Annotated in this window: 7 protein-coding genes and 4 pseudogenes; 2 read left to right on the top strand and 9 right to left on the bottom strand. The window is 39.7% G+C overall.

Annotated features, from left to right (window positions below):
- Positions 1-13: 13 nt before the first annotated feature.
- From speB to AAGD16_RS09735, 3 genes are all read right to left on the bottom strand, one after another.
- The gene (gene speB / locus AAGD16_RS09725) at positions 14-937 is read right to left on the bottom strand and encodes an agmatinase (RefSeq protein ID WP_028834954.1); all 924 of its coding nucleotides are present in this window, start codon (positions 935-937) and stop codon (positions 14-16) included.
- Positions 938-940: 3 nt separating this feature from the next.
- Positions 941-2854: a biosynthetic arginine decarboxylase gene (speA, locus tag AAGD16_RS09730; protein ID WP_335674446.1), complete on the bottom strand. Its 1914-nt coding sequence runs from the start codon at positions 2852-2854 to the stop codon at positions 941-943.
- Between the two features lie 143 nt (positions 2855-2997).
- The gene (locus tag AAGD16_RS09735) at positions 2998-3456 is read right to left on the bottom strand and encodes a GNAT family N-acetyltransferase (RefSeq protein ID WP_013465312.1); all 459 of its coding nucleotides are present in this window, start codon (positions 3454-3456) and stop codon (positions 2998-3000) included.
- Between the two features lie 202 nt (positions 3457-3658).
- On the opposite strand from AAGD16_RS09735, the gene AAGD16_RS09740 reads away from it, so the two are divergent.
- On the top strand, positions 3659-5263 hold the full coding sequence (locus tag AAGD16_RS09740; protein WP_377111428.1) for a methyl-accepting chemotaxis protein: 1605 nt from the start codon (positions 3659-3661) through the stop codon (positions 5261-5263).
- Between the two features lie 179 nt (positions 5264-5442).
- On the opposite strand, the pseudogene AAGD16_RS09745 reads toward AAGD16_RS09740, so the two are convergent.
- Positions 5443-7004: pseudogene (locus tag AAGD16_RS09745) on the bottom strand (BCCT family transporter).
- Positions 7005-7407: 403 nt separating this feature from the next.
- A pseudogene (locus AAGD16_RS09750) lies at positions 7408-9663 on the bottom strand (putative bifunctional diguanylate cyclase/phosphodiesterase).
- A 323-nt stretch (positions 9664-9986) separates the two neighbouring features.
- On the opposite strand from AAGD16_RS09750, the pseudogene cysZ reads away from it, so the two are divergent.
- A pseudogene (gene cysZ / locus AAGD16_RS09755) lies at positions 9987-10703 on the top strand (sulfate transporter CysZ).
- Positions 10704-10750: 47 nt separating this feature from the next.
- Here the strand turns inward: cysZ and rlmM are convergent.
- The 4 genes and pseudogenes from rlmM to AAGD16_RS09775 form a co-directional block, all read right to left on the bottom strand.
- A pseudogene (rlmM, locus tag AAGD16_RS09760) lies at positions 10751-11837 on the bottom strand (23S rRNA (cytidine(2498)-2'-O)-methyltransferase RlmM).
- Between the two features lie 17 nt (positions 11838-11854).
- Positions 11855-12223 carry a DUF423 domain-containing protein gene (locus AAGD16_RS09765; RefSeq protein ID WP_377111431.1) on the bottom strand — a complete coding sequence of 123 codons (369 nt, stop codon included), beginning with the start codon at positions 12221-12223 and terminating at the stop codon, positions 11855-11857.
- Complete coding sequence (locus AAGD16_RS09770; RefSeq protein WP_377111434.1) at positions 12216-12872, bottom strand: alpha/beta family hydrolase; 657 nt, start codon at positions 12870-12872, stop codon at positions 12216-12218. Before AAGD16_RS09770 ends, AAGD16_RS09765 begins: the two co-directional genes overlap by 8 nt.
- On the bottom strand, positions 12872-13768 hold the full coding sequence (locus AAGD16_RS09775; RefSeq protein ID WP_013465321.1) for a transcriptional regulator GcvA: 897 nt from the start codon (positions 13766-13768) through the stop codon (positions 12872-12874). The genes AAGD16_RS09770 and AAGD16_RS09775 overlap by 1 nt, the downstream gene beginning before the upstream one ends.
- Positions 13769-13830 lie beyond the last annotated feature (62 nt).

Below are 13830 nucleotides of genomic sequence, written 5' to 3' on the forward strand. Positions count from 1 at the left end.
GCATTAAAACATACTAATATTTATGCTTAAGTGCCCACAAATGCAATAATTCACTGGCAATCGTTGCTGCGGCAATGGCGGTGAGCTCACTTTGGTCATAAGAAGGCGATACTTCAACTACATCCATACCCACCATATTAATGCCTTTGAGTGCACGTAAAATTTTCAGCACTTTATCAGAAGTTAAACCACCACATACTGGTGTACCTGTACCTGGCGCAAAGGCAGGGTCTAAACAATCTATATCAAAGGTTAAGTAAACCGGTAAATCGCCCACTCGCTCAATAATCTGCGCTGCAATATCATTCGCATGAAGATCATTGGCTTGCATAGCATCAATCACTGCAAACTCATGCTTGCTTTGATCAAAATCGGTACGAATGCCGAGCTGAATACTGTGATTAACATCAATCAACCCTTCCATTGGCGCATGATAAAACATAGTACCGTGATCAAAACGCGACCCATTACTGTAGGTGTCGGTATGCGCATCGAAATGCACTAACGCCATTTTTCCATGAATTTTTGCATGTGCGCGCAACAGCGGTAACGTTACGAAATGATCGCCACCTAAGCCTAATAATGTTTTACCTTGGCGAAGTATTTGCTCTGCCGCCATTTCTAGCTGGGCAGTAAAATACTCAGGATCGCCTACCGGATAGGTAAAATCGCCAGCATCCGCTACTTTTAGCCGTTCAAACAAAGGAAACGTCCACGGATATTTAGTATCTTCCCATGCTAAATGCACCGACGCTCTGCGAATTGCATCTGGCCCCAAGCGGGCACCAGGGCGCCCAGAGGTGGCTAAATCAAACGGTAAGCCTAGTACTACTACATCGGCTTCAATCGCGTTAATATTTTGTACCATAGGACGACGTAAAAACGTCATCCCATTTGAGTATAATGAGTGGTCAACATGACCAAACAAGCTAGACATTGCTTATAACTCTTCTAAATAAGTGTAGCCATCAAGGCCGCTTTGCAACTCGTCGAGGACGCTTTGCTGTTCATCTACTGCAATTTTTGCGCTTACTAACTGTGCGTAAGACTGCTGAAAACCTTCAACATCTAAATGTACATAACGCATCATGTCAGCAACAGTATCACCGTGGTTAATTTCTGTAATGCTGGCAACACCTTGCTCATCCATATTGACAATAGCACTGTGCGTATCACCAAATAAGTTATGCATATCGCCTAAAATCTCTTGATAGGCACCCACCAAGAAAAACCCCATTAAATATGGTTTATCGGCTGAGTATTCAGGTACTGGTAACGTACTTTCAATACCTTGGCCATCTACATAATGCTCTAAAGCGCCATCTGAGTCACAAGTAATATCCAATAACACCGCGCGCTTTTGCGGTGCTTGCGTTAAACCACTTAATGGCAATACTGGAAACACTTGATCAATTCCCCACGCGTCTGGCAATGACTGAAACAATGAGAAATTTACAAAAAACTTGTCCGCTAAACGCGCATTAAGGTCATCTATAATCGGTCGATGAAAACGGTTTTTGTTATCCATTAATTTATTGAGTTCATAACAAACGCGTAAGTTGATTTGCTCTGCCCATGCACGCTGGGTTAAATCTAATAACCCCATCGCAAACTGACTATGCGCTTCGGCTAAATCACCTTGGCTGTCGTGAAAAATTTCAATTAATGCACGGTCATCTGTAAGCACATGTAATTGTTGCCATGACGTCCACATGTTTTTAAGTAGCTGCGGCGCTTCATCTGCTGGTGCTTCTATTTCTTCTGGTGTATACGTTTCGGTGCCAATTACATTGGAAATAAGCACTGCATGATGCGCCGTTAATGCTCTTCCCGACTCTGAAATAATGGTAGGGAAAGGCTGTTCATACTGCTTACAAATATCACCGATGGTGTACACAATATTATTTGCGTATTCAGCTAAACTGTAATTCATTGAGTTGTGTGATTGACTGCGCGTGCCGTCGTAATCAACCGCTAAACCGCCGCCTACATCAAGACACTCTATGTGTGCACCCAACTTACGTAATTCACAATAAAAACGCGCAGCCTCGCTTACACCTAAGCGCACATCACGAATGTTGGCCATTTGCGAACCTAAGTGAAAATGCACCAGTTGGACTAAATCTAGCTGATCTGTTTCTTTTAAACGGTTTACTACATACAGCACTTGAGAAGCAGATAAACCAAACTTAGATTTTTCTCCGCCACTGGCTTGCCACTTACCTTTGCCTTGCGATGCTAAACGCACACGAATACCAATGCGTGGTTTTACATTTAATTCTTTAGCTTGGCTAAGTACCATATCCAGCTCAGACAGTTTCTCAAGTACGATATACACTTTATGGCCCAGCTTTTCGCCAATCAAGGCTAAACGCACATATTCTTTATCTTTGTAGCCATTACACACAATCACCGCACTGGTTTTTTCAGCCAGCGCTAATACGGTTAATAACTCTGGCTTGCTGCCTGCTTCTAAACCCAGCTGTTTTTTTTCTACTTGTGCTTGGCTGGCAACAATTTCTTCAACTACTTCGCGTTGTTGGTTAACTTTAATCGGGTAAACTAATAAATAATCTTTTGGATAACCATAACTTTCTATAGCAGTATTAAATGCACCACATAAGCTATGCACGCGATGGTGTAAAATTTGTGGAAAGCGAACTAACGCCGGCAAGCTTAAGCCTTTTTCTTCAAGCTGCTTAGCAATGTCTGTTAATGCAATGGTTTGCTGTGGGGCATCAGCCTTAGGCGCAACATACACATCACCTTGATCATTAATACCAAAAAAACCTTGGCTCCAATGACGAACGTTGTAGCTCGTACGAGCTTGTTCAAGTGATGTTGTCTCTTTCATTTATCTTTCTCTTTTATTTATGAATGCCAAACCGGCTAGTTGCGCGCATTAAAAGAAAAATAGCGATTCATGTCCAACAAGTATTTCTACTCGTAACGAGTGAGGATTAAAATTGATAAAGAAAAACAGTAAATAGCGTATTATTAGCTGAGCGCAAGCTCCATAAATAGGCTGTTCGGGTTTTCTGTGTATTCACCAAAAGGGGCACATTGTACAAACCCTAAATTCTCGTAAAGATGGATTGATTGTCTTTGCTTTGGCCCTGTTTCTAGCTTTATGATTGGGATTTCTTCTTCGCCAGCATGGTGTAATAATATTTGCATAATACGGCGCGATAAGCCTTTTCCGCGATAACTAGGTTTGACATATAAACGGCGTATCTCACCATAGGGCTGGGTATCAAACTGCATAACAATCGCCCCACAAGCAATAATCCCCTCTTCATTTTTCAAGCCTATTGCATAGACATTGGGTTGGCCCAATTGACTAACAGACAATGACTGTGCTGTCGCTACTGGATATAAAGAATTAATAAGTCTGTCGATATCAGAAAAAACATTAATCACATCGGGATCATCAGGGGTTAAATCTATTAACTGCATAGGTTATCTCTAATTTATTTTCTTATTTGTTAGCAAACTATAACGCATTGTAACAAATGAACAATAACTATGTTTTATGTCATTACTTTTAAAAAATACCGACACAAAATTATTATTGCAAAATAAAAAACAATAGTTTGACCTACATGTACTATGACGGGCGTATAATGCAATCAATTAGAGTGTAAATTAGGAATAAATAATGTGGTTTAGCCCAAAAAAAAGAAAACAGGCGTTTGCAAAACAGCTAGTTAGTACACACGAAGCAGCTGCGATTATCGTTAACAACGACAACACTGTTATTGCAGTGAATGACGAGTTTAAATCGCTAAGTAAGACACTTAACCAAACTAATGACACTAATACATTAACTTATTTAAATAAACGTTATAATCCAACAAGCAAAACCATTGCTTGTGGAAATAACTTGTTTTTAACCCAACACATTAGCCCGCTTACATTAAAAGAGCTTGATACATGCTCGCTTCATGTATTTAAACCTGAGCCTGTGAGAGTGTTAGATGAGCAAGCTTGGCAAACACTTCTGAGTTTAGGTGAAGATATCTATGCAGTCTTCGATGATAACTCAAAGCTTGTTGCGAATAATTTAGATACGTCGAACAGTGCCGACGCTGCACTACTGCCCAAAGAAAACACTAAATTGCTAAACGTTTTACAAGATGCTTTAAATAGCGAACACGGTTCACTGTGTTTATCTATAAAAGACAATATTTATTATAATGTTGCCCACACTACTTTTAACTTCAATAATACCTTGTTGTCTGCATTTGTATTATCAAAACAATCACAAGTTGAAGACTATAAGCAATTTGAACTGTTATCTAAAGTGGTCAGCAATACCAGTACTAGTGTACTTATTACCAATAAAGATGGCTTAGTAGAATATGTTAACCCTGGCTTTGAAGTACTTTCAGGTTATACACTTGCAGAAGTAAAAGGCAAAAAACCAGGCAATTTCTTGCAGGGAGAACAAACAGACAAAGAAACCGTTAAGCGGATTTCAAAAAACCTTAAAAACAAACAACCATTTTATGAAGAAATACTAAATTTTGATAAAAATGGTGTGCCATATTGGATTGTTCTGTCGGTAAACCCAACATTTGATGATAATGGCCAGCACACAGGGTTTGTGGGCGTCAGTTCAGATATTCGCGAAATTAAGCGCCAAGTACTTGAACAAATAAACCAAAAAGATGCAATAAGTAGCCACTCGGCTGTGATTGAGTTTAATGAAGATGGCCAGTTCCTATCTGCCAATGAGTATACCAAAAAGCAATTAAACATATCTGAGGGCTCAAACATAGCGAGTGTGTTTGGTAATTTAAGGGATCATTTAGACTCTTCACGTATTCAAATACTCAACCAAGGCAAGCCGACTGAAGTAATAATGTCATTGACGCATCAAAATGAAGACGTAACGCTAGATTGCATTATTTCTTCTATTACCGATTTAAACGGTAAGGTTTCTAAATACGTTGTATTTGGTAGTAATGTCTCTTCTAGAAACAAATTAGTTACTGGAACGCATCAATCAATGTCAACCGTATTAGGGAAAATTCAAACTACAGTCACCACCATTAATGCCGTGGCAGATCAAACTAATTTACTTGCTCTTAATGCGGCCATTGAAGCTGCGAGAGCTGGTGAAGCTGGACGAGGTTTTGCCGTGGTTGCTGACGAAGTACGTAACCTTGCCAAAACATCAAACGAAGCAGCGGCACAAATTGGACTTTTAATAAATGAAACTCAAACGCACGTTGACGAGCTTGCTTCATTTTTAAAATAATTAAATAGTTTGAAAAAACTTAACAAACTTGCTCAATCAACAAATTAAACTGTTTGTTAGTGAATTATTTTAATCCGGTAGAGTCTGTGTGGCCTGAAGAAATGTGGCTGTTTTTTGTTAAAATTTAAGCGATGTATAAAATAGAAAAAGGCGCTAACGAGCGCCTTTTTTATGTGCTATTAGAGCCCTTGCTCATCTGCCATTTTTTTAACTATTTGTGGTGCTGTCCACAGTGACGGTAGTAACACAAAGGAAACTGGCACCGCGGTCACCACAATAAAGGACTGTAGCGCTGAAATTCCGCCCTCGCCAATTGAGATGAGTAATGCAGCCATTACCCCCATCATAACTCCCCAAAACACACGAATTGATGTTTGCGGATGATCGGTACCGGTCATCACCATAGATACCGAGTACGTCATTGAGTCACCGGTTGTTGCCACAAAAATAGTGGTCAGCACTAAAAATAATACCGACACAACAAACCCCATGGGTAACTGCTCAGTAATGGCTAACAATGCCGCTGGTAAATTAAGCCCTGCGAAAGGTTCTGATATAACACCTGGATTATTTAACTCAAAAAATATGCCTGAGCCACCCACAATGGTAAACCAAAAGCAGGTGATCACTGGCGCAACCACAGAGATGAGTAAAATCATTTCACGGATAGTTCGGCCACGCGATATACGCGCAACAAACATCGCCATTAAAGGGCCATAACCTAAAAACCAGCCCCAAAAGAATACGGTCCACCAGTCTAACCATGGTTTATCGGCACGAAACGTAGCCATAGGAATAAAGTTATCTAAGTACAAGCCAAACGATTGGATGTAGCTATCAATAATAAACGCAGTGGCCCCCCCATCAGTAATATAAACAACATCAGCACTACAGCCAAAACAACATTAAAACGACTTAACAGCTGAATACCTTTAGTAACGCCACTTACCGCTGAAAGTGTGTAAATGCCAATTAAACTAAATAAAATAACTACTTGTGTGGTGTAGGTGTCAGGAATACCAAACAATTTATCTAGGCCAAAACTCACCTGTAAGCCTAAAAAACCAATTGGACCTACAGTGCCAGCAACCACAGCGAGTACACAACATGCATCAACAATTGTACCAAGCGCCCCTTTCATAACACGATCGCCAAATACGGGATAAAGCAAAGTACGAGGTTTAAGCGGTAAGCCTTTTTCGTAATGAAGATGCATATAAACAATGCCCGTTAAGCTGCCTAATATAGCCCAGGCTAAAAATCCCCAGTGCATAAAGCTTTGTGCAAGTGCGTTATAAGCGGCATCGTTAGTGCCTGTTTCACCACCAAATAGCGGTGGCGGAGAAATAAAATGTGCCATTGGCTCTGCTGCGGCCCAAAATACGCCGCCACCAGCAAGCAAAGTACACATAATAATACTTATCCACTTAAAGGTAGAAATTTCAGGGGTTTTTAAGCCACCCAGTACCACTGAGCCAGTGCGGCCGATAGCTAAGAAAATGCCAATCACAAAGGTTAATAAAAGTAGGACTTGCCAAAAGGCGCCAAATATTTTGGTTGAGAAGGCAAAGGCCGTATTTATCCAATCAGACATCAGTTTAATGTCGTAAAGGGCCAGCGCGGCAAATAAAACTAATATACCGCCACTGATTAAAAATACGGGTATATCAACCCCATCAAGAAACTTAACTCGGGAAGAATGTGTTTCACCCGACTTTAAAGTTGCTTTAGTGGTATTCATTTATCGCTCCTAATGGTTCTTTAAAGTTACCGACATAGCGACACACCATGACATCACACTAAACCCTAGTTTCAACAAACGACAAAGCAACTCAAAAGCGAGTTTTAAGTACTTGTCATGTTCACGTTTAGGTAATGTCACAACAAGTAGACTTATTGCCAATTCCTGACTAGTTTAACGCGTTAAAAACGCTAAACCAATGCCTCAGGAATGATTTGTGTAGTAGTTACACAATAATAAAAGATAAATTACATCACGGTATCAAACAAACAAAAAATATACATTTTTGCTTTAGCAAAAGCGCGGTACGTTATTAAACGTTGCTGCGCAGTGGGTACGCAAACAACGCGGCTTATCGATTAGGGCAACTAAACCTGTCGCTCTGTTAGTGATAAATACAGGGTTATTGATGCTGTTTATGCCATGTTAAATAGTTGCTGTACGTTAATGGTTTTGCAAATAAATAACCCTGCACTGCATTCACGCCCATCGACTTTAATATTGTTAGTTGCTCAGCACTTTCGACCCCTTCGGCCACAATGTTAATATTTAAGCTATGACCTAAGCCAATAATAGATTGCACAATACTTTGACCCGATGCGCTATTGAGCACTTTATCAATAAAGCTTTTATCAATTTTTAACTCATCAATAGGAAAAACGCTTAAATGTTTTAAACACGAGTAGCCCGTACCAAAGTCATCAATTGAAAACACAAATCCCTGCGATTTTAATTCTTCCATTTGCTTTACGGTCCCCATCAAGTCACCCGCTAACATTGATTCAGTGATCTCTAATTTAATTCGAGTTGGCGAGACGTCAAACGCTTCAATTGCTTTAAATAGCTCACCTTTTAAAGTGGAAGAATTAAACTGACACTGGCTAATGTTAATTGATACGCTAAAACTGTCATCGAGTAAGTTATTATCTCGAAGTGTTTCAAGTAAAATACAAATATCTCTTAATACAATATTTTGTAACTTTTGAATTAAGCCAAATTGCTCGGCAATTGGAATAAATGCATTAGGGGGGATAAGTCCTTTGGTTGGATGATTCCACCTTATTAATGCCTCAGCACCCACAAGGGTTCCATCAATTGCTAATTGTGGCTGAAAATAAGCACAAAACACAAAACTCATCGCACGCGATAGCCCTAACAATGTCAGTTTCAAGCTCAGTTTGATTTTCCAGTAAGGTTTGCAGTGCGGGGTCGTAAAAGCTACTACTATTACCGCCTTTCATTTTAGAGCGATACATAGCGGTATCTGCAAATTTTAAAATATTAGCGGTTATGGCATTGCTCGTGTTAATCAAACAAATACCAATACTACAACTGACCTGAAACGCTAAATCGCCCACTTCAAATTTTTCATAAAAGACACTTTGTACTTTTTTAGCAATCAACTCAGATTCACTATTAGCTTGCATGTGGCTATCACCGACATGCTCGATAAGAATAATAAATTCATCACCACCGACTCGTGCGAGGGTATCTGCCGGGTTCAAAATAGCTGTTAATCGTTGTGATAACTCAACCAGTATTTCATCGCCTGCATTATGACCTAGTGAGTCATTTATGCGTTTAAAATTATCTAAATCTAAAAATAAGAGTGCGCCAGAATGATCAGACTGCTTAATTCGCTCCACATACATACTGAGCCTATCATTGAGCATTCTGCGATTAGGAAGGTTAGTGAGCGGATCGAAAAATGCTAACCGTTGTACTTCTTCTTCGGCAGCTTTGCGATTAGAGATATCTCTGGCCATCCACACCACATGTCTCAGTGACGGGTTATTAGGCTGGTAACTTTCAAGGGGAGCTGTTCGCCCTTCAAATGTAAGCTGCTTACCTTTTATATTGAGCTGATATTCAAACACTTGAACTTCATTAGTTTGCAACGTTTTGTCAATCACCGCCAGAATAGGATTTGCATCTTCAGGAGGCATAATATCTCTGACATTTTGATTAATAACGTGCTCTTGGCTTAAATATAAACTTTCATTAGCTGTGCCGTAAACATTGGTATACTCCCCCTCTTCACTCAAAATGAGGGTTAGATCAGGAAGCACTTTTGTAAAGGCTTTAAACTTTTCATTACTTTGCTGTAATTCAAAAAGCAACGCGTTTAATCTTAGTGACTCGGTGTGCTTTTCAAGAGCAATACTGGTGAAATCAACAAAAAAATCTATTAATTCTAAATCTTGTGGTGTCGGTGACTTTGCGCTGTCATGATAAATTGCAAAAGTGCCTAATATGTCTGATTTTGTTGAAATAATGGGGGTAGACCAACATGACCTTAAACCATAACTTAACGCCAATACTCTATAATCATCCCATAATGGCGATGTTGAAATATCTGCGGCTATAATGCGTTTTTTTTTTCATAGGCTGCAGTACCGCATGAACCGACAGTTGGCCCTATTTTCACACCATTAATTGCTTGGCAGTAACCCTGTGCAATATTAGGTGCCGCGCTATGAAATAGCTGCTCTCCTTTGAGCGTTAATATAGAGCACTTTGCAGAGGAGTCTTCAATAAGCTCCTCAATAGATAAACAAATATTTTCCAGTACCTCATCAAGTGGCGCACCGAGTGCTATTTTCGATAATATACTTTGTTGCTGAGAAAGCAGCTTTCTGACTCTCATTATTTCAATCAAATTATATTCCTCAACAATCACTAACGCTAAATGCGTCGCTCTATTTTAGGGCCTGTTTATAATAATTTATTATAGTCTTTTGACTATACATAATATTGAAATCAGCATCTATGCTATTTTCGTCTATTTCACGAGCGTTTGCCATTCAATACAAGGTGGCGATTTGAAATGTACTTATCAACAAATCATTTATTTACATACCATCTGTAAATACCCTTTATTAAATACTTTGTTACTTAAAAGTACTGTTTAAAATCATCAAGCTATTTATAATAGCTAAAATAGTAATAATCGATGAGGTTAGTGTGCAAATAACACAAGGTATGGAATATTTTATTTCAGGGTTTAAGTTAATTAGTCAAAAAGGGCTAAAACGCTTTGTACTTATACCCCTACTTATTAATATTTTATTATTTGGTAGCTCCTTATTCTTTTTATTTGGCTGGCTTAGTGATGGCTTTAATGCCGTAAACGCCATGCTCCCAGAATGGCTAAGTTGGCTCGAATGGTTAATGTGGCCAATTGCTGTGCTGGTGGTGCTGTTTAGTTACAGTATGTTATTTACCGTTATTACTAACTTTATCGCCGCACCTTTTAATGGCTTACTAAGTGAAAAGGTAGAGCTTTACTTAACTGGTCAAAAAATTAACGACGACGGATTAGCTGATTTAGTTAAAGATGTTCCGCGAATGCTGGGCCGGGAATGGACTAAGCTTTGCTACTACCTCCCACGCGCTATCGGCTTTTTTTTTTATTTTATTGTGGGTACTACCTGTAATAGGCCAAGTGCTATGGGTGCTTTTTACCTGCTGGATGTATGCGGTGCAATATAAAGATTATGCTTTTGATAATCACAAAATTAGCTTTACACAAATGAAAAATGATTTAAAAAGCAAACAAGGGTTATCTTATGGGTTTGGCTTTGCCGTGATGCTGCTAACCGCTATCCCATTTGTAAATTTAATTGTTATGCCTGTGTGGCGGTATGTGGTGCCACACGATTATGGGTTGAAAATTACCGACCACAATACCGTAGTTAAAATAAAAAATGGGCCACTTGGCCATTTTTTTTATACTCGCTAATAGATTAACTATATAAGCTCTGTGGCACTTTAGTGACATTTAAGTGCACCGTTATTTCTTCACGATCATGGTATAAATGCTTAGCTTGAAGTTCATAGCTTATGCCGTACTTCGCCATTTCTTCTCTGATCATTTTTAAACATTCATACACACTATCAAAGCGTTTTTTCATCGGTAATTTCAGATTAAAAATAAGCTCTTTTGCATAAGCATTTACTGCCCAGTCAATCATCAAGTTAGTCACTTTAGTCGGCTTTTCTACCATATCGCAAACCAACCAAGTGATATTTCTTTTTTCTGGACGGTATTTAAAACCATCTTCTCTAAAATGCTTTACCTGACCCGTTTCCATTAAACTTTCGTTCATTGGGCCGTTATCTATCGCGCTAACAAACATACCACGGCGAACTAACTGATAAGTCCAGCCACCTGGGCATGCACCTAAATCAACGCTGCGCATCCCAGCTTGTACGCGTGACTCACGCTGTTGCTCAGGAATAAACACATTAAACGCTTCATCTAACTTAAGCGTTGAACGACTTGGGCCATCGCTTGGCATACGTAAACGTAAGATCCCCATAAAAAAAGGAGAGTTGTTATAACTATATGAGTAACCCACATACGCAGTATTATTAGCTAAAAACAGCACATGCATTACTGGGCGATTTGCTTTTGGCTCACGCAATACAGTGTTTTGTTTCTCGAGGGCTTTTTTAAGCGGGGTCGATATTTTTTTACAAAAAGTCAGTAACTCTTTGCCCTCGTTGGTATCGGGTGTTTCGACACGAAGCTCAGAACACAAAGTAAAATCTTTTGCGGCATCTACAATAGCGCCTACTCTATCTTCTACGGGCATATTTTCAATTAGGTTACCGGCAAACCATTGGCGTGCAAAACACCATTTTTTTAAAATCAACTTTTTTGATTATTTCGTCGCTGTGCTGCGCTTCAAAACATTCATAAATAACATAACCGGTATTTGGTTTTGCTTTTACATACCCAGCAAATCCTTGTTCGGCAGCGTGAAACGTTATTTCAGCAGCGGCATCGTTTTCAAAACCACTACGACAGTAAATCACAACACTAGACATATTAACCCTTAAACTCTTTAAAACTTAAATCGTGCAACTTGCACTAAAATAACTATCCAACCAATAATAAAGCACAGCCCACCCAATGGGGTAATTGGGCCCAGCCACTTCAACCCTGTTAAGGCCAATAAGTATAAGCTGCCACTAAATAACAATGTACCGGCAATAAAAAAACCACCCGCCATACTGAGGTGCATACCCCACTTAATTAAAATAGCCACTGCAATTAACGCCAGCCCATGCACCATTTGATATTCAGCGGCGGTTTTAAAAATACCAATGGAGTACTCTGATAAACGATTTTTCAGACCATGAGCAGCAAATGCGCCCAGTATCACTGAAAGCATGCAAAAAAAGCTGCCTGCTAATAAAAATAGTTTAATCATGTTTATCCTCTTTTAAATTTTCAAGCGTATTCTTTATAAAGCTTGCTGCCTGTATTGCCGCAGCATTCAGGTTTTCCTGCTCAGTCACGCCACTTTTTTTACGCGGTTTTAGTGAGTGGTCACCATCCGTTAACCATACATACTTTGGCTGCTTTGGCATGGCCATTGTGGCAAGCTCTTCGCGGGTGCCAAAGGTATCCCTTTCCCCCTGTAATACTAAAAAAGGACACGGTATTTCTGCAAAATGATCTGTACGCAGTTTTTCTGGCTTGCCCGGAGGATGAAACGGATAACCAAACGCAAGCACACCTAAAACAGGATGAGAGGTCGAACAGGCAAGCATCGATGCCATGCGCCCGCCCATTGATTTACCCCCTATAAATAGCGGTAAATTTGCATCAGCTTGAGTCACTATATGTTCAAAATAAGTAAGTAGTTTAGGCGCTCGCTCTGGTGGGCGACGTTTGTTAGTTTGTTTAGCAATTTGCATATATTCAAAATCAAACAAGCCAACGTCAATACTGTACTCACTAAGTTGTTTAGCCATGATTTGCATAAACTCAGAATCACTGCCAGCCCCTGCGCCATGAGCAAATATAAACTGTGCGATTGCCGGTTGCTGACTACTTCTAACCCATTCGATGCTCATTAATATTCTTGCTCCTGCTCAACTAAACTTAACATCCAGTCTTTAAACGATACAATTTTGCCTAACTCATTTTGTGACTCACGGATCACTAAGTAATAGGCATTTTTACTCTCTAAACTGTGATTGAACGGGATCACTAAACGTCCTGCATCAATATCTGGTTTTGCTAGTACGCTGTTACCAATTGCAACACCTTGGCCATGTACCGCAGCTTGTAACACCATAGAAGAATGACTAAATATAGGTCCTTGGTTAACTTGTACATTACGTACGCCGGCGGTTTTCATCCAGGTTTTCCAGTTTTTACGGGTGGTGTCATGTAGCAAGGTATGGTTTGCTAAATCACTGGGTTGGTTAAGCGCTCTGGGGCCATTTAACAGTAACGGGCTACATAACGGCACTAAATACTCAGTGTGCAGTTTATAGGCTTGCACCCCACTCCAATGACCGCGACCATAATAAATTGAGATATCAACATCGTCTGTTAACGAGTTTTCATCCTGATCTTGGGCTTTAATTCGCACATCAATTTCTGGGTGTAATTCGTTAAATAAGCTCAATCGAGGAATGAGCCATTGAATCGCAAAACTGGGGGTTAAACTTACGGTTAACGAGCCTTTGGCACCACGAGCTAATAGCTTTTCAGTTGCATCTATTAGCTGAGTAAAAATCTCTTTAATATCTAAAAAGTAACCTTGGCCTTCTTCGGTTAATAATAACGAGCGATTTTTACGTAAAAACAGCTTTAAGCCTAAATGCTCTTCAAGCGTTTTTATTTGATGACTCACCGCAGCTTGCGTGACATACAACTCTTCTGCGGCTTTAGTAAAGCTTAAATGACGTGCTGCAGCTTCAAAAGCTTTCAGCGCGTTTAATGGAGGAACTCGTCTTGACATGGCAACCAAGCTTAGAATTAGTTTTTCTTATGCGGTGAATTATATACCTATGCTAGGAAAGA

The sequence above is a fragment of the Pseudoalteromonas sp. M58 genome (genome assembly GCF_042604605.1).
GTDB classification, from domain to species: domain Bacteria; phylum Pseudomonadota; class Gammaproteobacteria; order Enterobacterales; family Alteromonadaceae; genus Pseudoalteromonas; species Pseudoalteromonas tetraodonis.